This is a genomic window from Enterobacter sp. AN-K1, from assembly GCF_020971765.1.
Taxonomy (GTDB): Bacteria; Pseudomonadota; Gammaproteobacteria; order Enterobacterales; family Enterobacteriaceae; genus Enterobacter; species Enterobacter hormaechei_C.
Genome location: NZ_CP087390.1, coordinates 3,445,480 through 3,466,541, shown reverse-complemented (window position 1 = coordinate 3,466,541; position 21,062 = coordinate 3,445,480). Strand labels below are relative to the sequence as shown.

Here is a 21,062-nt window from a genome sequence, read left to right as displayed (position 1 = left end):
AGGAGAATTTATGTCCCGAATGGCAGAACAGCAGCTTTATATCAATGGTGGTTACACATCGGCCACCAGCGGTCGCACCTTCGAGACCATCAACCCGGCGAACGGTGAAGTTCTGGCAACCGTGCAGGCCGCCGGGCGCGAAGACGTGGACCGCGCCGTGGAAAGCGCACAGCGCGGGCAGAAGATCTGGGCGGCGATGACCGCCATGGAGCGCTCGCGCATCCTGCGCCGCGCCGTCGATATCCTGCGCGAGCGAAACGACGAGCTGGCAACGCTGGAAACCCTCGACACCGGTAAAGCGTATTCCGAAACCTCGACCGTCGACATCGTTACCGGCGCGGACGTGCTGGAGTACTACGCGGGGCTGATCCCGGCGCTGGAAGGCAGCCAGATCCCGCTGCGCGACACCTCGTTCGTCTACACCCGCCGCGAGCCGCTGGGCGTGGTGGCGGGCATCGGCGCGTGGAACTACCCGATCCAGATCGCCCTGTGGAAATCTGCCCCGGCGCTGGCGGCGGGCAACGCGATGATCTTCAAGCCGAGCGAAGTGACGCCGCTTACCGCCCTGAAACTGGCGGAGATCTACACCGAAGCAGGCGTGCCGGACGGCGTGTTTAACGTCCTGCCGGGCGTGGGCGCAGAGACCGGCCAGTTCCTGACCGAGCATCCGGGCATCGCCAAAGTCTCCTTCACCGGTGGCGTGGCCAGCGGCAAAAAGGTGATGGCGAACTCGGCGGCCTCGTCCCTGAAAGAAGTGACAATGGAGTTGGGCGGCAAATCGCCGCTGATAGTGTTTGACGATGCGGATCTGGATCTCGCGGCAGATATCGCCATGATGGCGAACTTCTTCAGCTCCGGCCAGGTGTGCACCAACGGCACCCGCGTGTTCGTACCCGCGAAGGTCAAAGCCGCGTTTGAGCAAAAAATCGTTGAGCGCGTGGGCCGCATCCGCGCGGGCGACCTGTTCGATGAAAACACCAACTTTGGCCCGATGGTCAGCTTCCCGCACCGCGACAGCGTGCTGCGCTACATCGCCAAAGGCAAAGAGGAAGGCGCGCGCGTGCTGTGCGGCGGCGACGTGCTGAAGGGTGACGGCTTTGACAACGGCGCGTGGGTGGCCCCGACCGTGTTCACCGACTGCACCGACGAAATGACCATCGTGCGCGAAGAGATCTTCGGCCCGGTGATGTCCATTCTTACCTATGACACTGACGAAGAGGCCATTCGCCGCGCCAATGATACCGACTACGGTCTGGCGGCGGGCATCGTCACCGCCGATCTGAACCGCGCCCACGGCGCTATTCATCAGCTCGAAGCGGGCATCTGCTGGATCAACACCTGGGGTGAATCCGCCGCAGAGATGCCGGTCGGTGGCTACAAACACTCCGGCATTGGCCGTGAGAACGGCGTCATGACGCTTCAGAGTTACACCCAGGTGAAGTCCATCCAGGTTGAGATGGGTAAATTCCAGTCCATATTTTAACCGGGAGGTTTATTTGCAATTTGACTACATCATTATCGGAGCCGGCTCTGCCGGCAACGTACTGGCAACACGACTGACTGAAGATCCGAACACCACCGTCCTGCTGCTTGAGGCGGGCGGGCCGGACTACCGCTTTGACTTCCGCACCCAGATGCCTGCCGCGCTGGCCTTCCCGTTGCAGGGCAAGCGCTACAACTGGGCGTATGAAACCGAGCCTGAGCCTTTCATGAACAATCGCCGCATGGAATGCGGACGGGGTAAAGGGCTGGGCGGCTCGTCGCTGATCAACGGCATGTGCTACGTGCGCGGTAACGCGATGGATCTGGACAACTGGGCGAAACAATCGGGTCTGGAGCACTGGAGCTACCTCAACTGCCTGCCCTACTACCGCAAGGCAGAGACCCGCGACGTGGGGCCGAACGACTACCACGGCGGCGACGGTCCGGTGAGCGTCACCACCTCTAAGCCGGGCGTGAACCCGCTGTTTGAAGCGATGGTAGAGGCGGGCGTGCAGGCGGGCTACCCGCGCACCGACGACCTTAACGGCTATCAGCAGGAAGGCTTTGGCCCGATGGACCGTACGGTCACGCCGCAGGGCCGACGCGCCAGCACCGCGCGCGGCTATCTGGACCATGCCAAACCGCGCCCGAATCTGACCATCCGCACCCACGCCATGACCGATCACATTATCTTTGACGGCAAGCGCGCGGTGGGCGTCGAGTGGCTGGAAGGCGAAAGCACCATTCCGTCAAAAGCGACGGCGAAGAAAGAGGTGCTGCTGTGCGCGGGCGCCATCGCGTCTCCGCAGATCCTCCAGCGCTCCGGCGTGGGCAACGCTGAACTGCTGAAGCAGTTTGATATCCCGCTGGTACATGATTTACCCGGGGTGGGTGAAAACTTGCAGGATCACCTGGAGATGTACCTTCAGTATGAATGTAAGGAGCCGGTCTCCCTCTACCCTGCCCTGCAATGGTGGAACCAGCCGAAGATTGGCGCGGAGTGGCTGTTTGGCGGCACAGGCGTGGGCGCGAGCAACCACTTCGAAGCGGGCGGATTTATCCGCAGCCGCGAGGAGTTCGAGTGGCCGAACATTCAGTATCACTTCCTGCCGGTGGCGATTAACTACAACGGCTCGAACGCGGTGAAAGAACATGGCTTCCAGTGCCACGTTGGCTCCATGCGCTCGCCGAGCCGCGGCCACGTGCGCATCAAGTCGCGCGATCCGCACCAGCATCCGGCGATCCTGTTCAACTACATGTCCCACGAGCAGGACTGGCAGGAGTTCCGCGACGCGATCCGCATCACCCGCGAGATCATGCACCAGCCTGCGCTGGACAAGTATCGCGGTCGTGAAATCAGCCCGGGCGTCGAATGCCAGACCGACGAACAGCTGGACGAGTTCGTGCGCAACCACGCCGAAACCGCCTTCCACCCGTGCGGCACCTGCAAAATGGGCTACGACGAAATGGCGGTGGTTGACGGCGAAGGCCGGGTTCACGGGCTGGAAGGGTTACGCGTAGTGGATGCGTCGATTATGCCGCAGATTATCACCGGCAACCTGAACGCCACCACCATCATGATTGGCGAAAAGATTGCCGACGCCATTCGCGGGCGCGAGCCGCTGGCGAAGAGCACGGCGGCGTATTATGTGGCGGATGGGGCGCCGGTTCGCCGCTGAGTGCGAACTTCTCCCCTCACCCCGGCCCTCTCCCAAAGGGAGAGGGTTAGGGTGAGGGGAAATTATTTCCGAAATGCTTCAAGCCGCTTAACCTGCCGTCCTTCCCCGTCAAAATTCTCCGCCGCCAGCCAGGCGCGCAGCTCTGCATCGCGCTGCGGCCATTCGCCGTCAATAATCGAAAGCATATCGCTGTCGCGGTTGCGTCCTTTACGCACCAGCTTCTGGCGCAGGCGCCCTTCCCAGACAAACCCCAGCCGCTCCGCCGCGTTGCGTGAGGCGATGTTCATCGAATCGCACTTCCACTCCAGCCGGCGATATTGATGCTCAAAGGCATTTTTCAGCAGCAGCCACACCGCTTCGGTACCCACGCGGGTGCCCTTCATTCTGCGCGACCAGGTGACGTGGCCGATCTCAACCGAGCCCTGAAAGCGTTCTATCGCCATATAGCTGACCAGCCCTACCGCCTTTTCGGTGCGCAGATCGATAACGGCAAAGGGCACCAGGTCGTCATCCAGCACCTTTCCCAGCACCCAGTGCGCAGTGGCCTCAACGCTCACAGGCTGGGTGCTGGCAAGCCACGTCCAGTCGCTGTCGTCACCCAGCGCATAGGCTTCAAACAAATCAGCCGAATGGCGGTCAGCATCCAGCGGCTCCAGGCGGCAATACTGCCCGGTGAGCAGGGTACGGGTTAACGCGCGGGCGCATTTCCAGTCCGGGACAATATCATTAACGGTTTGACCATGTTGATTGATTTCGGGCACGGCGGTGACTCCCTGAAAGGTAAGGAGTTTGTTATAGCAGGTTAAAAAGCGAACGAAAAGAGAGGTGACTCATAACCAGACCGAATGCGTTATTCCCGGAGGGCATAAGCAAAGCAGAATTTCGACTTTGAGGAAATCCTCAGCCAGCCTACCGTAACGGTGCATAAAACAATCACAATATATTTTCTTCAGGGATCGCTATGAATAAAAAACTGCTGCCGTTACTGGTGCTGGCTGCGCTCTCAAGCGCTGCTCACGCCGCTACCCCGCCCAACACGCTGGTTGTCGCCCAGGGTCTGGATGATATCGTGAGCCTTGACCCGGCCGAAGCCAACGAACTTTCCAGCATCCAGACCGTACCGAGTTTGTATCAGCGTCTGGTACAGCCGGACCGCGATAACCCGGAAAAAATCACCCCGGTTCTGGCCGAAAGCTGGGAAGCGGACGCGGCAGCAAAAACCCTGACCATCAAACTTAAGCCCGATGCAAAATTTGCCTCCGGCAACCCGCTGCGCCCGGAAGATGTGATCTTCTCATATACCCGCGCCGTGACGCTGAACAAATCCCCGGCGTTTATCCTCAACGTACTGGGCTGGGACGCCAGCAACATCGCCAGCCAGCTCAAGAAAGTGGACGACCATACCCTCACGCTTCGCTGGACGGCGGACGTCAGCCCGTCGGTAGCGCTGAATATACTCTCCACGCCGATTGCCTCCATCGTCGATGAAAAGCAGGTTGCGGCGAACGTGAAGGATAACGACTTCGGCAACGCGTGGTTAAAAATGCACTCTGCGGGCAGCGGCGCGTTCAAAATGCGCGTTTACCAGCCGCATCAGGCCATCGTGCTGGAAGCCAACGAATCCGCACCCGGCGGCGCGCCGAAGCTTAAAAGCATCATCATTAAAAACGTCCCCGATCCCGCTTCCCGCCGCCTGCTGATCCAGCAGGGTGATGCGGACGTGGCGCGCGATCTGGGTGCAGACCAGATAATCGCCCTCAGCGGCAAGCCGGGTGTGAAGGTGCTTAGCATCCCTTCTGCCGAGCAAAACTATCTGGTGTTTAACACCGGCAACAGCGCTAACCCGCTGCTGAATAATCCAGCGTTCTGGGAAGCCTCGCGCTGGCTGGTGGATTATGAAGGCATCACCAAAGATCTGCTGAAAGGCCAGTATTTTGTTCATCAGAGCTTCCTGCCGGTCGGCCTGCCGGGCGCGCTGGAGGACAATCCGTTCACGTTTGACCCGGCAAAAGCAAAAGCGATCCTCGCCAGGGCGGGCATCAAAGACGCGCATTTCACGCTGGACGTAGAGAATAAACCGCCGTTCATCACCATCGCGCAATCCATGCAGGCGAGCTTCGCTCAGGGCGGCGTGAAGGTGGATCTGCTGCCCGCGGCGGGTAGCCAGGTGTACGCCCGCGTGCGTGCGAAACAGCATCAGGCGGCCATACGTCTGTGGATCCCGGACTACTTCGATGCACACTCCAACGCCAGCGCCTTCGCATGGAATGACGGGAAATCCAGCACCGTGGCCGGGCTTAACGGCTGGAAAATTCCGGAGCTGAACAACGCTACGCTGGCGGCGGTTGCCGAGCCGGATCCGGCAAAACGTCTGGATCTGTATAAGAAGATGCAGGAACAGTTACAGCATAACTCGCCGTATGTGTTCGTTGACCAGGGCAAAACCCAGATCGTGGTGCGCGATAACGTGAAGGGGTATCAGCAGGGGCTGAACGCGGATATGGTCTGGTACGATCGCGTTACGAAGTAGCTTTTCCCCCCTCTCCCTCTCCCGTGGGAGAGGGTTGGGGTGAGGGCAACATCGCGCAACAGAGCCGCCTGTTTCCCCTCACCCCTGCCCTCTCCCACAGGGAGAGGGGGTCGTTCGTGCATATTTTCAGGATAACGATTTTCCCATGCCACATCTTTCCACCCGCGTGCTTCAGGGTCTGCTGACTCTCCTGCTCACGCTGTTCGGGCTACTGCTGGTCACGTTTGCGCTCTCTGCCTTTTCCCCGGTCGATCGCGTATTGCAGATCGTCGGCGATCACGCCAGCCAGTCCACTTACGATCAGGTTCGCCACCAGCTTGGGCTGGATCGGCCTCTTCCCGTACAGTTCTGGCACTACCTGCAAAACCTCGCTCACGGGGATTTAGGCACCGCCAGCGCTACCGGTCAGCCGGTATTGCAGGACCTGCTGCACGCCTTTCCCGCCACGCTGGAACTGGCAACGCTGGCGCTAATTATCGGCACGGTACTCGGCGTGATTGCGGGTGTGCTGTGCGCCCGCTACGCCGGTTCGCCACTGGACTTAGCGATCAGAACGCTCACCCTGCTCGGCAATTCGGTGCCGATATTCTGGCTCGGACTGCTGATGCTGGCTCTGTTCTACGCGAAACTACAGTGGAGCGCTGGCCCCGGCAGGCTGGACGACATCTGGCAATTCACCGTTGAGCCACGAACCGGATTTGCGCTGGTTGATACCTGGCTTTCCGGCGACCGCGAGGCGTTCCGCAACGCCATCAGCCACCTGGTGCTGCCGGTGCTGCTGCTGGCCTACTACTCGCTGGCAAGTATCACCCGCCTGACGCGCTCCGCCTGTCTGAGCGAGATGAACAAAGAGTACATATTGCTCGCCCGCGCCAAAGGCGCCGGAGAGATGACCATCCTGCTGCGTCACGTGCTGCCGAACATTCGCAGCACCCTGCTGACGGTGATTGCCCTGGCCTACACCAGCATGCTGGAGGGCGCGGTATTAACCGAAACCGTCTTCTCATGGCCGGGCATCGGGCGCTACCTCACCACGGCCCTGTTCGCCGGTGACACCACCGCCGTGATGGGCGGCACGCTGCTGATTGGCGTCTGCTTTGTTCTGATCAATAACCTTACCGACCTGCTTGTGCGGGCGACCGATCCCAGGGTGCGCTAATGCCGTTTTATCTCTTCTTACGCCGCCTGCGCCGCTCCCCTGCCGCGTTTTGCGGGCTGATCGCCATCGCGCTGCTGGTGCTTATTGCCCTGTTAGCACCGTGGCTTGCACCGCATGATCCCAACTGGCAGGACGCCGCCGCGCGTTTGCAACCGCCCAACGCGCAGCACTGGCTGGGTACCGACAGCTATGGGCGGGATCTGCTCTCCCGATTAATCTACGGCACCCGTCCGGCACTGGGGCTGGTGGCCTTAGTCACCGTTATTACCCTCCCCGCCGGTCTGCTGGTGGGGATTTTGTCAGGCTACTACGGCGGCTGGATGGAGCGCATCCTGATGCGCTTTACCGACGTGGTGATGTCGATGCCGCGCCTGATCCTCGCCTTCGCGTTTGTCGCGATGCTCGGCCCCGGTCTGGTGAACGGCGCGCTGGCGCTGGCCTTAACGACCTGGCCTGCCTATGCGCGCCAGGCGCGCAGTGAAATCCAGCGTCTGCGCCACAGCGATTATCTGGCCGCCGCGGAGATGATGGGCATTCGCGGCCCGCGCCTACTGGTCGGCCATATTCTGCCCCTGTGCCTGCCCTCCGCGATTGTGCGGCTGGCGCTGGATCTGGCCGGGATCATTCTGGCCGCCGCCGGGCTGGGCTTCCTTGGCCTGGGCGCACGTCCACCGATGGCGGAATGGGGCGCGATGATAGCCGACGGCATGCAGGTCATTTTTGACCAGTGGTGGATTGCCGCCATTCCAGGCGGGGCGATTCTGTTTGCCAGCCTGGCCTTTAACCTGCTGGGCGATGGCCTGCGCGACGTACTGGAGCCACAGCATGACTGAACACCGCGTCATCGTCGATGCGCTAAATATCGACTACCCCGCCGCGCGCGTGGTCCACAACCTGAGCTTTACGTTAGGCAACGAGCGGCTGGCGCTGGTGGGAGAATCCGGCTCCGGCAAGTCCATGTCTGCCCGCGCCCTGATGGGGCTGGTGCGCAAGCCCGGCATCGTAAGCGCTAAGCGGCTTAACGTGCTTGGCAACGACCTGCTGACCCTGAACAGCCGCCGCTGGCAGGCGCTGCGCGGTAACGGCATTGCGATGGTTCTACAGGACCCGCGCTACGCGCTAAACCCGGTGAAAACCGTCGCCGCCCAGCTTGATGAAGCGCTGACCCTCCATCAGCGCCTGCCCCGCGCCGAACGCCTGGCGCGCATTCACGATATCATCCGCGCCGTGGGGCTGAACGAGCACGTGCTCCAGCGCTATCCCGGCGAACTCTCCGGCGGCATGGGCCAGCGCGTGATGATCGCCATTGCGCTCGTCAACAACCCGCAGGTGCTGATCGCCGACGAACCGACTTCCGCGCTGGACGCTCGCCTGCGCAACCAGATCCTGGAGCTGCTGGTACAGCAGTGCGAGGCGCGGCAGATGGCGATGCTGTTAATCAGCCACGACTTGCCGCTCGTCGCGGAACACTGTGACCGCGTGCTGGTGATGTATCAGGGTGAGAACGTTGATGAAATGGCGGCGAGCCAGTTGCCGCAGGCAACCCATCCCTACACGCGCACGCTCTGGACCTGCCGCCCGAACGCCGGGACGTTTGGCCAGATGCTGCCGACGCTCGACCGTTCGCAACCGTGGAAGGAGGCCGACAATGGCACTCGTTGAGGTTAACCAGCTCCGGGTGAGTTTTGGTGAAAAAACGGCGGTTTCCGCCGCCAGTTTTGCGATCGAAAAAGGCGAAACCTTCAGCCTGATCGGTGAATCCGGCTGCGGCAAATCGACTCTTCTGCGCGTGCTGGCGGGGCTGCTGCGCGAGTGGCATGGCCACATTTCCGTCCTCGGGGAAAATTTACGGCCAGGACGACGTTTTGAAGGCGCGCTTCGCCGTAACGTGCAGATGGTGTTCCAGGATCCGTGGGCGTCTTTGCACCCGAACCACACCATTGCCCGCACCCTGTCGGAGCCGTTAAACATCCACGGCGAAACCCAGGTTGCCGAAAAGGTGGCGGATGCGCTGCAACAGGTGGGTCTGGCTGCCGACGCGGCCAGGCGTTACCCGCATCAGCTTTCCGGCGGACAGCGTCAGCGCGTGGCCATTGCCCGCGCGCTGCTGCTGCGCCCGCAGCTTCTGCTGCTGGATGAACCGACCTCGGCGCTGGATATGTCGGTACAGGCGGAGATCCTGAACCTGCTCAACCGCCTGAAGGCGCAGCACGGCATGACCTACCTGCTGGTGAGCCACGATGCGGACGTGATTGCGCATATGTCCGACCGGGCGGCATTTATGGCGCACGGGAAGATCCAGCGGGTATTTGACCGTGAAGCCATGTTGCGGGGGGAGCACAGGATGGGGTAAACCGTGCGGCGGCGAGTGCCGCACGCATTTCGTAGGCCGGGTAAGGCGTAGCCGCCACCCGGCAAAACGTTACTTCAGCAGCTTCACCGTGGCATCAATGTCGATCTCATCTTCAGTGAAGATCATCGTCGTGTTCTGGAAGGTGGTGATCGCCAGCTTCTTCACCGTGCGCATTTCGCCCGGCTTTTTCTCGGTTTTTGGTTTGATGCTGTTCATCAGCAGCCCCACCGACAGCACCGCATTCTCTTTGTCGATTTTGGTCTCAACGGGCTCTTCCTCGCTGAACACCACGAAGGATTTAATTGAGGTGAGCTTCACGCGCTCGCCCGCAATATAGAGATGCTTACTCTCCGGGATCACCTTCACCGCATACGCGGAAAGGCCTTTGCTGTTGGTGGTTGGCTCGAAAGTCACCGCCGCATCTTTTTTAATCAGATCAGGGTTGGCGACCTTAATCACATGAAAATAGCGGTTGTCGCCGTTTTCATCTTTGATAAATCCAAAGCCTTTATCTTTAAACCACGTTGTGATTGTACCGTTCATCGCTGTTACCGCCTGTCAGATCCTAAGACTAAAGTTTTGCAGCGCGCAGTGTAATGCACAATGGCTGACGAGACAAAAAAAAGCCCCTGCACGGGAGCAGGGGAAAGTTCATGTCAGAGCTTTTTAGTATTGTGTATTTAGTTGAACACCATCCCACCATCAATCAGCAGCGACTGACCGGTCATGTAGTCGGAATCCGGCCCGGCGAGGTAAGAGACGCAGGCGGCCACGTCTTCCGGCTCGGACAAACGGCCAAGCGTGATGCGTTTGGCAAAGGTTTCCGTCCCGTAGCCAAGCGGTTTACCCGCCGCCTCGGAGACCTGACGGTCGATTTCCGCCCACATCGGCGTTTTGACGATCCCCGGGCAGTAGGCGTTAACGGTGATCCCCAGCGGCGCGAGATCCCGCGCGGCGGTCTGGGTTAAGCCGCGCACCGCGAATTTACTGGAACTGTAGACGGCCAGCTCCGGGTTACCGGTGTGGCCCGCCTGGGAGCAGGCGTTGATGATCTTGCCGCCGTGCCCCTCTTTACGAAACGCGTCAATTGCGGCCTGAATGCCCCAGATCACCCCTTTCACGTTGATGTTGTAAACCTTGTCGACAATCTCCGGCGTGATGGATTCGATGGGCGTGGACGGCGCCACCCCGGCGTTATTGACGATGACGTTAAAACCGCCCAGCGCGGTGCGGGCTTTTTCCACCGCCGCGAACACCTGCTCGCGGTCAGAGACGTCCACCTTCACGGCGACGGCCTTCCCGCCGTTACGGGTGATCTCATCCGCGACCGCTTTCGCCGTCTCTTCGTTGTAATCCGCAATAGCAACGGCAAAGCCGTCCTTCACCAGGCGAAGCGCGATCGCTTTGCCAATCCCCTGGCCGGAGCCGGTTACGAGAGCCACTTTTTGCATTTCTCTGTCCTTATATTGATTCACAAAATCTGGCTGAGATGGAGCTGGCCCATCAGCAGCGGGTTATCGCTGTAGTCGACGGGAATGGCCACCACGGCCGGGCCATCGACATCCATTGCCGCACGCAGCGTCGGTTCGAGCGCATCGGCGCTCTCGACGGCAAAGCCTTTCGCACCGAACGCGTCGGCATAGACTTTGAAATCGACCGGGCCGAACTCGACGCCGGAAAGCCTCTGGTATTTTTTCTCTTCCTGGATGGCCACCATGTTGTAGGCGTTATCCACCCAGATGATGTGCAGCACATTGGCGTTGAGGCGTACGGCGGTTTCCAGCTCCATGCTCGACTGCAAAAAGCCGCCGTCCCCGGAGACCGAGACCACCTTGCGCCCCGGGTTGACCAGCCACGCGCCAATCGCCCACGGCAGCGCCACGCCCATGGTCTGCTGACCGTTGGAGATCATCACCTGACGCGCCCGGAAGCTGTAGAGGTAGCGGGCGATCCAGATATGGAAGCTGCCCATGTCGACGGTGAGCGTCACGTCGTTGTTCACGATGTCCTGCATGGCCCGGACGATGCGCAGCGGATGCAGCGCAAACTGGTTGAGCGATGCGCCGCGACGGTCGAGGAGGTCCCGCTGATGCTGGCGATCGACAAGAATTTCCGAGGCGCGCTGGCTGAGTTCAAGTTTGTGCTCGATTCGACTGGCAAGCAGATTCAGCGTGGCGGCAATATCCCCGACCAGTTCCAGATCGGGAACATACTTGCGCTCCTCATAGGCGGGCAGCACGTCAATGTGCACCAGCGTGGCGTCGCCGCTGTTCCACATGGACGGCTCGTACTCCACCGGGCTGTAGCCGATGCAGATAATCAGGTCCGCCAGATGCAGCAGCCGGTCGCCAGCCTGGTTGTTAAAGAGGCCGACGCGTCCGGCGAAGCGGGTGAAGTGTTCCTGATTCACCGCCCCGGCGGCCTGATAGGTGCTGGTGACCGGAATACGGCTTCTCTCCAGCAGCTTATGCAGCGCGGCGCTGTTGGCGGGCTGGCTGGCCATCAGGCCGAGTAAGATGACCGGGTTTTTGGCCTTCGCGATAAGCTTCGCCACGTCGTTGATGGCTGACTCCGGCGCCGGGCCCATCAGCGCCGCGGTGCTGGCGGGTAAAATAGCCCCCGTGGTGGGCTGGTCGACAATATCCTGCGGCAGGCTGACAAACGCCCCGCCCGGCCTGCCCTGCTCGGCAGCGCGAAACGCGTTCGACACCACCTCGGCAATCGCGTCCGGTGAATTGACTTCGACGGCGTATTTGGTGACCGGGCTGAACATGGCGACGGTATCCATGCTCTGGTGCACCAGTTTCGCTTTATCTGCCCGCTTCACCGCCCCGCCCAGCGCCACCACCGGGTCACCTTCGCTGTTGGCGGTGGCGATGCCGGTGATCAGGTTGGAGCAGCCCGGCCCGGAGGTGACCAGCGCGACCCCGGCCTTACCGGTTAGCCGCCCTACCGCTGCCGCCATAAACGCCGCGTTCGCCTCGTGACGCACCGGGATAATCTCGATGGAGGAGTCCAGCAGGGAGTCAAAGACCTTGTCGATTTTTGCGCCCGGTATGCCGAACACCTGCTTCACACCCTGCGCTTCCAGCTGGCCGACAACCATATCGGCGCCGTGCGCCCACTGACGTGACTGTTTCTCACTGTTCACGGTAGTTCTCCTGTTAGTTTTCGACGGCGCGGATAGCCGCATCAAGGTTGCTGGGGTGCAGGTTGGCCTGTAAAAACGCGCTGTCGGCGGGCAGGTCAATCATCAGCTTGTGGATTTCGCCGAAGGTGAGCACGCCGTTCTCCAGCTGATAGTCGAGCAGGTGGCCCCCGCCCTGACGGTCGTCGGTGATAAAGTGTTCGTGATAGCCCGCCACGTTAATGCCCTGCATATGCTGCGGGGTGCGGAACCCGACCAGTACGCCCTCGCGCTGGTTAAAGCGGAACACCGGCTGGTCATCCAGCACGTCGGTCATCGCCCGGTACGGCGGCGTCTGGCGCGGTACGGTGCGGGTGTGCGCGTGGCGGAAATTGCCGTCGATGCGCAGCGCGCAGAACAGGTTATCGGAGGGGATTTGCTTGTCGATCACGTCGTGGATCTGCTGACGGCTGACCGGCCCGTCGAAGGCTTTGCGGTACTGCGGCTGGAACCAGGTCATCACCGCGAACGGCGTTTTTTGCTCCGGCTTCGCGGCGCGGGCGCTGCCGTCGGCGCGCAGCTGGTACACCTGGCTGCTGAAGGCAATCATTTCACCGTCCAGCTCGTTAAAGGTACCGAGACCAAAATCACCATGTGCCAGCAGGTCGGCGATGGTCGTCTCCCCTTCGTAGACGCCGCTTAGCAGGGCGCTCATTAGCGATGTCTGATAGATCACGCTGTCAGGATGCTGAGCCGAGAACCCACGCAGGGTCTCGCATAAACTCGCCTCACAGTCGCATGCAGATGAATGCATCATCATGCCCGTCCTCTTCAACTTTATTTATAAAGGTTAAATAAATGTTGACCCGATTCAGCAGAGAGTTCCAATATAGAATCCATGCTGGTTTGAGACGTTTTTGATATGGAACTTCGTTATCTGCGCTATTTTGTCGCGGTAGCACGCGAGCGACACTTCACCAGGGCGGCCAAAGCGCTGGGTATTTCACAGCCTCCTCTGAGTCAGCAGATCAAACGGCTCGAAGAGGAAGTGGGCACGCCGCTGTTCAGGCGCCTGACACGGGGCGTGGAGCTGACCGAAGCGGGAGAGGCCTTCTATGAGGACGCCTGTAAGATACTGGCGCTGAGCGATGCCGCGCTGGAGAAAGCCCGGGGCATCGCGCGCGGGCTGAACGGCAGCCTGTCGATTGGCATCACCAGTTCAGATGCTTTTCATCCCAAAATCTTCGCCCTGATACGTCAGTTTCAGGTGCAGAACATGGCGGTGCAGGTTCACCAGGTGGAAGCCAATATGTCGTCGCTGACGACGATGCTGGCGGAGGGTGAGCTGGATATCGCCTTTGTGCGCCTGCCGTGCGAAAGCAGTAAGGTGTTCGAATTAAAAATCCTCGATCGGGAGCCGATGGTGGTGGCGCTGCATCGCGATCATCCTCTGGCGGCATGTGGCGATCTGGCGCTGGATGAGCTGCGGGATACGCCGGTGGTGCTGTTCCCCCAGGAGGTAGCACCGGGGCTGTATGACCGCGTTTACGGCAGCTGCGAGCGGGCCGGGATCGATATGCAACACACGCTGCAATCTTCACAACTGTCCTCTTCCCTGAGCATGGTCTCCGCTGGCGGCGGGTTCGCGCTGGTGCCGAAATCCATGGCCGCTATTTCTCCGCCGAATGTCACCTACCATGCGCTGCGCTCGCCGGAGCTTTATACCGATATCGCGCTCTGCTGGCGGCGTTTTGAACGCTCGCGGACGGTGAAACGGTTTCTGACGATGATGAGCGAGGGGTAGCTACGGTGTGGCTGTGCCCGGCGGCGCTGCGCTTGCGCGGGCCTACGGTTCGTGTCGCGGGTTGGTTGGCTGGTTGGCGGTTTTGTAGGCCGGGTAAGGCGCAGCCGCCACCCGGCAATGCCCTTTGGAAGCCGCCTCGCAAACTTTTAAGCAACCTTATGTAATTCAGGGGCATCCCTTTTCATCCCTTCTCCGCGGTTTTAAAGTGCCTGCGTTGCGGCACATCCGTAACCGGGCGTAGGAACCCGTTAGCATGACATGACATTTTTTTTGGACAACGAGGATGCTAAATGGCGACTACCCCTGGATTTTCATACGTACACGCTGAAGAAAGCGCTGTTCATCACCTTCTTCACCTGCAACTTCCCGATTCTGCGGATCTCTTTGAACTGGCTGGCACCTGTGCGGCGTACGTGAGCGTACTGGTGGAAACGGACGATGCGGTGACATTTTCCACGCTCTGTAAGCAACTGCTGGCAGCGCTGAAGCGGCTGCGGGAATGCTGCGATGCAGGTGGACTATGCCGAGGCGTTAACGCTGGCGGTGATGGGCGGGACGTTGCCTGCGAGCGTGGCGAAAGAACTCACCGGGCTGTTGCATGATATGGTCTGGCTGCTGGCGGAGTTTGTGAAGGAGCCTTATATAACGGCGCACTGAGGCGGGTGATGGGAGGCCGGGGCTCTGCTGGGGTAAAAAGCAGGATTTCGGCCTTATGCATAATGCAATGTGGTTTGTTGAATGTCCGTTAAGAGCGAAGAGCGGACATCAGGACTGTAAGAAGTATGAAGACTGTATTAATAAATTTGCTTATTCGCACATTGATTCTCACCTGACACATCTACTCAGTAATCAGCGTCAACCCCGGATAAGGTAGTGGTGCATCCTGTCTTTATTGCGTTAGTCTGTCTGGAAAGGATCACAAACAAGAAGTTCTGTATGGAAATTATTTTAATGCGTCATGGAAAGCCTGCATTTAAGGGATCTGCAAAGGTAACGAGCCGTGAAATGGCCAACTGGATTGCTGAATATGATCTTTCTGATACAGGAGAAGATATCCCGCCTGAGTCCAGTAAATCATTAGCATTCAGCGCATCGCGAATCATAAGTAGTCCTCTTCCCAGAGCCCTTTCTTCGCTGAGGGCATTAGGGTGCGAGCCGGACGTCATTGATGAGGTTTACAGGGAAGCTGGCCTGCCGGTATTTCACATGCCCGGTTTAAGGTTATCTCCAACCATGTGGGCAGCTATTTTTCGCGTCATGTGGCTATGCGGCCTGTCCCGTAATGTAGAGCGCATGGGAAAAGCTAAGCAGCGTGCTGCTCAGGCTGCGAATCGCCTCGTCGGGTTGGCAAAAGCATCCGACGGCCCTGTGCTTTTTATGGGACATGGGGTGATGAATCGGCTAATTGCAAGAGAACTGAGGTCGTTGGGTTTTAAAGAATCTCGTTGTCAGGGTAATGGTTACTGGAACGCGAGTATCTACAGGCTCCAGTAAGCAGATATCGTGAAGACACAGTTAATTAATTGGCTCCCTGTAGATTATTACATGCCAATGTCAGCAACGTCCGCTTCTGGCACAGAGCGGACATTCATATTCATCTCTCTTCCTCTCTATCGGCCCGCCGCCACTCTCAGGTATGAATGCGTTTATCACCTTGTTTAGAAAAGCGATGGGCAGCACGGCCGCCCATTACTATGCCGAACGGAAAAACAGTGGCCGTTAACCCGGCCCCTCGCTCCCCGCCGCCAGCAGCGGCACCACTACATCGCTGATGGGCACCGCAATGCCGTGTTTGCGGCCGTAGCGCTGGATGACGCCATTACGGATATCCCACTCCATCGGGCGATCCGCCTGACGGTCGGCGAGGATCGACGTGCCCAAATCCACTGGCGCGCGCTGAAAGTCCGCCAGAATCTCCTGCGCCACGTCATCGGCCAGCTTCGCCCCCTCGGCGCGGGCGACGGCCAGCCCCTCGCGCAGGTAGGCCAGCGCCAGTTCGCTGATATCCTCGCGCCTGAACATCCCGGCGCGGCGATTGGCCAGCACCATCAGCCCGGCGACCGCGTTTTGCAGCAGCTTGCGCCAGGCGACGGTGGGGAAATCAGCCGAGAGTTCAACGTCACAGCGCGTACCGCGAAGCGCCTCGACCACCCGCTGCGCCTGCGGCACGTCCGGCAGCGTCAGGCGCGGTTTAGCCCGCAGCCAGACGGAGGCGTCCGGCTCGCGCTGAGCGGGGAACCAGACCACCGAGGGCAGCACCGTTGCGCCATTGACCAAAGGCGCGAGCTGGGCTTTCTGCTCCACGCCGTTTTGCAGCGCGCAGACCACGGTGTTTTCATCGCACAGGGCGCGCAGCCAACCGGCGCTGTCGGCATTTTGCGTCGTTTTTACCGCCAAAAAAACGAGGTCAACGGGGCGCGTAATGACGCTGGGATCGGTGAGTACCGGACCGGGCACCACAATTTCACCCTCATCGTGACGCAGGCGCAGTTCCGGATGCGCGGTGCGACCACACAGCAGCGGCGTGCGGCCCGCTTCATGCAGCACCGCGGCGATGGTGGTCCCAATCGCACCGGGTCCTGTCAGCGCAATGGTTGGATAGTCAGACATGGGTCACTCCCCTTTTGCTAAGCCTGCTATCAGTTATACCACCCTGAGACGAGCGCGCCACGCCCATTGTCTATACTCAACTCATAACAGACAACGGAGTGCGCCATGCCTTTACCCGACTTCAAATCCTCTGAACCTTATACCCTCGGCATTGAGCTCGAACTCCAGGTGGTTAACCCGCCGGGTTACGATCTGAGCCAGGACTCCTCTGCCCTCATCGCCGCCGTCAAAGACGACATCAAAGGGGGGGAAGTCAAACACGACATCACCGAAAGCATGCTCGAAATCGCCACCGGCGTGTGCCAGACCATCGACCAGGCAGCGGCGCAGTTTTCAGTGATGCAGCAGAGTATCCTGCGGGCGGCGGAAGATCAGCATATCCAGATCTGCGGCGGTGGGACGCATCCGTTCCAGAAATGGCAGCGGCAGGAAGTATGCGACGACGAGCGCTATAACGTCACGCTGGAGCGCTTTGGCTATCTGATTTTGCAGGCGACGGTGTTCGGCCAGCACGTACACGTCGGCTGTCGGACCGGGGACGACGCCATTTACCTGCTGCACGGCCTGTCGCGCTTTGTGCCGCACTTTATCGCCCTGGCCGCCGCATCAGCGTATATGCAGGGCACGGACACGAAGTTCGCCTCATCGCGTCTCAACATCTTCTCGGGCTTCCCGGATAACGGTCAGATGCCGTGGGTCAACAGCTGGCAGGAGTTCGAGGGGCTGTTCCGCCGCCTGAGCTCCACCAGCATGATCGACAGCATTAAGGATCTGCACTGGGACATCCGCCCCAGCCCGCACTTCGGCACCGTCGAGGTGCGGGTGATGGATACGCCGCTGACGCTCAGCCACGCCATTAACATCGCCGGGCTTATTCAGGCGACGTCGCACTGGCTGCTGACCGCGCGGCCGTATAAGCATCAGGAACGGGATTTTCTGCTCTATCGCTTTAACCGTTTTCAGGCCTGTCGCTACGGGCTGGAAGGCATTCTGACGGACGTACATACCGGCGAGCACAAAACCGTGGCGGAAGATATCGCCTGGCTGCTCGAGCAGGTTGCGCCGTCGGCCGAGAAGCTCGGCGCGACAAGCGCAATCAATGAGATTGCCCTGCTGTTAAAGCAGGGCAAGAGCGAGGCGCAGCGCATGCGGGACTTTATCGCCGATGGCGGCTCGCTGATTTCTCTGGTGCAGAAGCACTGTGAGCTGTGGGCGACGAGTCCGTAAGGCCGTGGCCCCACTCGCGCAGGCGCTGGAACAGCACGAACAGCGCCGGGATGAACACTATCCCCACCACGGTCGCCACCAGCATGCCGCTGAACACCGTAGTGCCGATGATGCGGCGGCTCTGGGCACCCGCCCCGGTCGCCAGCATCATCGGCAGGACGCCGATAATGAACGACACGGCGGTCATCATTACCGCGCGGAAGCGGCGCGATGCCCCCTCCCGTGCGGCATCGACAATCGCTATTCCATCCATGCGCCGGGCGCGGGCAAACTCCACGATAAGAATTGCGTTCTTGGCGGCGAGGGCTATCAGTAGCACCAGACCTATCTGCACATACACGTCGTTGGCGTAGCCCGCCAGCCACAGCCAGACCAGCGCCCCGCCGATGGCGAACAGCACCGAGAGCATCACGCTCGCCGGCAGCGTCCAGCTCTCATACTGGGCGACGAGAAACAGCCACGCCATCACCACCGCCGCCAGCACAATCCATATCGCCTGATTGCCGGTCTGCTGCTCCTGATACGACATGCCGCTCCAGGCGTAGTCGTACCCGGCTGGCAGGTTTTCCGCCAGAATCTCGCCCATCGCCGCCATTGCGGTGCTGCTGCTCACCCCTTCCGCTGCCGAGCCGCTCACCGATACCGACGGGAACTGGTTGTACTGCTGTATAAATGGCGCGCCGACGGTCGGCGTGATGGTGATGAGGTTGCTCAGACGCACCCGCTCGCCGCTGTTGCTGCGCACAAACAGCTCGCTGATTTGCTCCGCGCGCTCGCGCCACTGCATCTCGTTCTGCATCACTACGTGGTAGACGCGGTTGTTGACGCTGAAATCCCCGGCGCGCGTGCCGCCAAAGGCGGTTTGCAGGCTGCTGAAGATGCGTGACACCGGCACGTCGAGGCGGGCCGCGCGCTCGCGGTCAACGGTGAGCGTCATCTGTGGCACGTTGCTGCTCCAGGTGGTGAACACGCGGCTCAGCTGCGGGTTCTGGTTGGCTTTCGCCAGCACCTCACGCGTCACGCGCTCCAGCTCCGCCGGACTTTGCCCCGCCTGCGCCTGAATGCGCAGGTCGAAGCCGGAGGCGTTGCCCAGCCCCGGCAGCGTCGGCGGCGCAAAGGTCATGATGGTGGCTTCCGGCAGGGCCAGCAGCTGGCGCTGAAGGATGCCCATCACCTCATCCAGCGGCGGACGCTCGCTCCAGTCTTTGAGCATGATGGAGATAAACCCGCCGTTCGATGCGCTGGTGCCGTTGAGGATGTTAAACCCGGAGACCTGAATCACGTCTTCTACCGCCGGGTTGTTAGCGATCAGCTCGCGCGCGGTGGTCATCACCGCTTCGGTGCGCTCCAGCGAGGCTGCCTCCGGCAGCTGGACGCTGGCGAAGAAGTAGCCCTGATCCTCCTGGGGCAGGAAGCCCTTTGGCATCGACATGAAGCTGAATACCACCACCGCCGCCGCACCCGCGGTGGCCAGCAGCGCCAGCCACGGGCGCAGGTTTAAAACGTTCACGATGCGGGTGTAGAAACCGCGCGTGGCGTCCAGCCCGTGGTTAAAGGCGCGATAGAATGCCGCAGGTTTCTCCGGTCGCGGGCGCAGCAACAGCGCGCACAGGGCGGGCGTAAGAGTCAACGCCACCAGGCTTGAGAGCGTGACGGCAGTCGAGAGCGTCACCGCGAACTGGCGGTACAGCTCGCCCACAATCCCCGGCAGGAGCGCCACCGGCACAAACACCGCCAGCAGCACCAGCGTGGTGGCAATCACTGGCCCAGCGATCTGACGCAGCGCCAGTGCGGTCGCCGCCGTCCGGCTCTGCCCTTCCGCCATCAGCGTTTCGACGCTCTCCACCACCACGATGGCGTCATCCACCACCATGGTCAGCGCCAGAATGATAGCGAACAGGCTCAGCGTATTGGCGGAGTAGCCGAGCATATAGAGCACCGCGAAGGTGCCCACCAGCGACACCGGAATGGCAAGGGCAACAATCAGCGTCGCGCGCCAGCTTTGCAGGAACAGGGACACCACGACCACCACCGCCAGCATCGTCAGCGCCAGCGAGACGCCAATCTCTTTGATGGTGGCGGCCACAAACGAGGTGGTGTCGAATTTGACTTCATAGACCAGATCGTCCGGGAAGCGCGTGGATAACCGTTCCAGCTCCGCGCGCACCGCATCGGCCACGCGCAGGGCGTTAGCGGACGGCGTCGGGTAGATGCCGAGGTAGGCGGAGTCGTGCCCGTTCAGCTGCGCGCCAGAGCTGTAGCTGCGCGAGCCAAGCTCGATGGTGGCGACGTCCTTCAGGCGCACCAGCTGACCCATCTCCCCGGCGCGGATAATGATGTTGGCAAAGTCGTCGGCCTGATTTAAGCGCCCCAGCCCGTTAATGGTCAGGGTCTGCTGCTGGCCGTTAAACACCGGCGGCGTGCCGACCTGGCCTGCCGCCCCCTGCACGTTCTGCTCGCGCAGCGCCTGCGCCACGTCATCGCTGGTCACGTTCAGGGCGTTCATGCGGTCCGGGCGCAGCCAGATGCGCATGCTGTAGTCCCGTGCGCCAAACATCTGTACCTGCCCGACGCCCGGCAGACGCGACAGCGCCTCGCGCACCTGGGTGCTGGCGTAGTTGCTGACGAACAGCGGCGTGTGGGTGTTGTTCGGTGAGTAAAGGCTTACCCCCATCATCAGGTTGGTGGCGCGCTTGCGCACCTGCACGCCGTTTTGCTGTGCCTCGGTCGGCAGTTGCGCCACGGCCTGCGCCACGCGGTTCTGCACGTCGATGGCGGCGAGATCCGGGTCGGTGCCTGCCGCAAAGGTAATGTTCAGGCTATAGCTACCCTCGTCCGAACTGGTGGACTCCATATAGAGCATATGATCCACCCCGTTCAGCTGGGTTTCCAGCGGCGTGGCGATGGCCTCCGCCACGTCAGCCGAGCTGGCGCCCGGCCATGACGCTGACACATTCACGACCGGCGGGGTGATCTGCGGGTACTGCTCCACCGGAATAATCCTCAGCGCGATGGCCCCCAGCAGGGTGATGACCAGCGCAATCACCATCGCAAAGCGCGGGCGTTTGATGAAAAACGTCAGCATGATGGC

Annotated in this window: 17 protein-coding genes and 1 pseudogene; 11 read left to right on the top strand and 7 right to left on the bottom strand. The window is 60.7% G+C overall.

The features are described 5' to 3' along the window. Window positions 1-10: 10 nt before the first annotated feature. Window positions 11-1,483, top strand: coding sequence for a betaine-aldehyde dehydrogenase (gene betB, locus LOC22_RS16450; protein WP_017694352.1), 1,473 nt, complete (start codon window positions 11-13; stop codon window positions 1,481-1,483). Between the two features lie 13 nt (window positions 1,484-1,496). Then, window positions 1,497-3,161: a choline dehydrogenase gene (gene betA, locus LOC22_RS16445; protein WP_230239057.1), complete on the top strand. Its 1,665-nt coding sequence runs from the start codon at window positions 1,497-1,499 to the stop codon at window positions 3,159-3,161. A gap of 62 nt (window positions 3,162-3,223) precedes the next feature. Here the strand turns inward: betA and LOC22_RS16440 are convergent, their stop codons facing one another. Then, window positions 3,224-3,922 (bottom strand): GNAT family N-acetyltransferase, encoded by a 699-nt coding sequence (locus LOC22_RS16440; protein ID WP_047717958.1) that lies wholly within the window; start codon window positions 3,920-3,922, stop codon window positions 3,224-3,226. 200 nt (window positions 3,923-4,122) lie between these two features. Here LOC22_RS16440 and LOC22_RS16435 point away from each other — a divergent pair, with 200 nt between their 5' ends. From LOC22_RS16435 to LOC22_RS16415, 5 genes are all read left to right on the top strand, one after another. Beyond that, window positions 4,123-5,691, top strand: coding sequence for an ABC transporter substrate-binding protein (locus LOC22_RS16435; protein ID WP_023303250.1), 1,569 nt, complete (start codon window positions 4,123-4,125; stop codon window positions 5,689-5,691). A 145-nt stretch (window positions 5,692-5,836) separates the two neighbouring features. Beyond that, window positions 5,837-6,850 (top strand): ABC transporter permease, encoded by a 1,014-nt coding sequence (locus LOC22_RS16430; RefSeq protein WP_023303249.1) that lies wholly within the window; start codon window positions 5,837-5,839, stop codon window positions 6,848-6,850. Continuing rightward, a complete protein-coding gene (locus LOC22_RS16425) occupies window positions 6,850-7,683 on the top strand; it encodes an ABC transporter permease (protein ID WP_023296077.1) in 834 nt (277 codons plus the stop codon). The genes LOC22_RS16430 and LOC22_RS16425 overlap by 1 nt, the downstream gene beginning before the upstream one ends. Then, window positions 7,676-8,512 (top strand): ABC transporter ATP-binding protein, encoded by an 837-nt coding sequence (locus LOC22_RS16420; protein WP_063133774.1) that lies wholly within the window; start codon window positions 7,676-7,678, stop codon window positions 8,510-8,512. Before LOC22_RS16425 ends, LOC22_RS16420 begins: the two co-directional genes overlap by 8 nt. Next, on the top strand, window positions 8,499-9,203 hold the full coding sequence (locus tag LOC22_RS16415) for an ABC transporter ATP-binding protein (RefSeq protein WP_230239056.1): 705 nt from the start codon (window positions 8,499-8,501) through the stop codon (window positions 9,201-9,203). Before LOC22_RS16420 ends, LOC22_RS16415 begins: the two co-directional genes overlap by 14 nt. 69 nt (window positions 9,204-9,272) lie before the next feature. Here LOC22_RS16415 and LOC22_RS16410 read toward each other — a convergent pair whose 3' ends face one another. From LOC22_RS16410 to budA, 4 genes are all read right to left on the bottom strand, one after another. After that, a complete protein-coding gene (locus LOC22_RS16410; protein WP_017382537.1) occupies window positions 9,273-9,746 on the bottom strand; it encodes a cold-shock protein in 474 nt (157 codons plus the stop codon). Between the two features lie 137 nt (window positions 9,747-9,883). Further along, complete coding sequence (locus tag LOC22_RS16405) at window positions 9,884-10,654, bottom strand: (S)-acetoin forming diacetyl reductase (RefSeq protein ID WP_003858846.1); 771 nt, start codon at window positions 10,652-10,654, stop codon at window positions 9,884-9,886. Window positions 10,655-10,674: 20 nt separating this feature from the next. Beyond that, window positions 10,675-12,309, bottom strand: a complete 1,635-nt coding sequence (alsS, locus tag LOC22_RS16400; RefSeq protein WP_225561392.1) for an acetolactate synthase AlsS — start codon at window positions 12,307-12,309, stop codon at window positions 10,675-10,677. A gap of 58 nt (window positions 12,310-12,367) precedes the next feature. Then, window positions 12,368-13,147, bottom strand: coding sequence for an acetolactate decarboxylase (gene budA, locus LOC22_RS16395; protein ID WP_026094386.1), 780 nt, complete (start codon window positions 13,145-13,147; stop codon window positions 12,368-12,370). 105 nt (window positions 13,148-13,252) lie between these two features. Here budA and LOC22_RS16390 point away from each other — a divergent pair, with 105 nt between their 5' ends. From LOC22_RS16390 to LOC22_RS16380, 3 genes and pseudogenes are all read left to right on the top strand, one after another. Continuing rightward, window positions 13,253-14,134 carry a LysR family transcriptional regulator gene (locus tag LOC22_RS16390; protein ID WP_230239055.1) on the top strand — a complete coding sequence of 294 codons (882 nt, stop codon included), beginning with the start codon at window positions 13,253-13,255 and terminating at the stop codon, window positions 14,132-14,134. Window positions 14,135-14,424: 290 nt separating this feature from the next. Next, window positions 14,425-14,791: pseudogene (locus tag LOC22_RS16385) on the top strand (hypothetical protein). Between the two features lie 279 nt (window positions 14,792-15,070). Next, entirely contained in the window at window positions 15,071-15,628 is a 558-nt protein-coding gene (locus tag LOC22_RS16380) for a histidine phosphatase family protein (RefSeq protein ID WP_230239054.1), read from the top strand. A 225-nt stretch (window positions 15,629-15,853) separates the two neighbouring features. On the opposite strand, the gene LOC22_RS16375 is transcribed toward LOC22_RS16380, so the two are convergent. Then, window positions 15,854-16,744, bottom strand: coding sequence for an oxidoreductase (locus LOC22_RS16375; protein ID WP_230239053.1), 891 nt, complete (start codon window positions 16,742-16,744; stop codon window positions 15,854-15,856). A 105-nt stretch (window positions 16,745-16,849) separates the two neighbouring features. Between LOC22_RS16375 and LOC22_RS16370 the strand changes: the two genes are divergently transcribed. Continuing rightward, the gene (locus LOC22_RS16370) at window positions 16,850-17,971 is read left to right on the top strand and encodes a YbdK family carboxylate-amine ligase (protein WP_230239052.1); all 1,122 of its coding nucleotides are present in this window, start codon (window positions 16,850-16,852) and stop codon (window positions 17,969-17,971) included. Here LOC22_RS16370 and LOC22_RS16365 read toward each other — a convergent pair. Beyond that, the gene (locus LOC22_RS16365; RefSeq protein WP_230239051.1) at window positions 17,901-21,056 is read right to left on the bottom strand and encodes an efflux RND transporter permease subunit; all 3,156 of its coding nucleotides are present in this window, start codon (window positions 21,054-21,056) and stop codon (window positions 17,901-17,903) included. The two genes, LOC22_RS16370 and LOC22_RS16365, sit on opposite strands and share 71 nt — an antisense overlap. Window positions 21,057-21,062 lie beyond the last annotated feature (6 nt).

Excerpts from the sequence above, each read along its gene's own strand:
- LOC22_RS16425 (WP_023296077.1), top strand. The coding sequence starts at position 6,850 with ATGCCGTTTTATCTCTTCTTACGCCGCCTGCGCCGCTCCCCTGCCGCG.
- LOC22_RS16365 (WP_230239051.1), bottom strand. The coding sequence starts at position 21,056 with ATGCTGACGTTTTTCATCAAACGCCCGCGCTTTGCGATGGTGATTGCG.
- LOC22_RS16410 (WP_017382537.1), bottom strand. The coding sequence starts at position 9,746 with ATGAACGGTACAATCACAACGTGGTTTAAAGATAAAGGCTTTGGATTT.
- LOC22_RS16430 (WP_023303249.1), top strand. The coding sequence starts at position 5,837 with ATGCCACATCTTTCCACCCGCGTGCTTCAGGGTCTGCTGACTCTCCTG.
- budA (WP_026094386.1), bottom strand. The coding sequence starts at position 13,147 with ATGATGCATTCATCTGCATGCGACTGTGAGGCGAGTTTATGCGAGACC.
- alsS (WP_225561392.1), bottom strand. The coding sequence starts at position 12,309 with ATGGTTGTCGGCCAGCTGGAAGCGCAGGGTGTGAAGCAGGTGTTCGGC.
- LOC22_RS16370 (WP_230239052.1), top strand. The coding sequence starts at position 16,850 with ATGCCTTTACCCGACTTCAAATCCTCTGAACCTTATACCCTCGGCATT.
- LOC22_RS16420 (WP_063133774.1), top strand. The coding sequence starts at position 7,676 with ATGACTGAACACCGCGTCATCGTCGATGCGCTAAATATCGACTACCCC.
- LOC22_RS16375 (WP_230239053.1), bottom strand. The coding sequence starts at position 16,744 with ATGTCTGACTATCCAACCATTGCGCTGACAGGACCCGGTGCGATTGGG.
- LOC22_RS16415 (WP_230239056.1), top strand. The coding sequence starts at position 8,499 with ATGGCACTCGTTGAGGTTAACCAGCTCCGGGTGAGTTTTGGTGAAAAA.
- betB (WP_017694352.1), top strand. The coding sequence starts at position 11 with ATGTCCCGAATGGCAGAACAGCAGCTTTATATCAATGGTGGTTACACA.
- LOC22_RS16390 (WP_230239055.1), top strand. The coding sequence starts at position 13,253 with ATGGAACTTCGTTATCTGCGCTATTTTGTCGCGGTAGCACGCGAGCGA.
- LOC22_RS16380 (WP_230239054.1), top strand. The coding sequence starts at position 15,071 with ATGGAAATTATTTTAATGCGTCATGGAAAGCCTGCATTTAAGGGATCT.
- LOC22_RS16405 (WP_003858846.1), bottom strand. The coding sequence starts at position 10,654 with ATGCAAAAAGTGGCTCTCGTAACCGGCTCCGGCCAGGGGATTGGCAAA.
- LOC22_RS16435 (WP_023303250.1), top strand. The coding sequence starts at position 4,123 with ATGAATAAAAAACTGCTGCCGTTACTGGTGCTGGCTGCGCTCTCAAGC.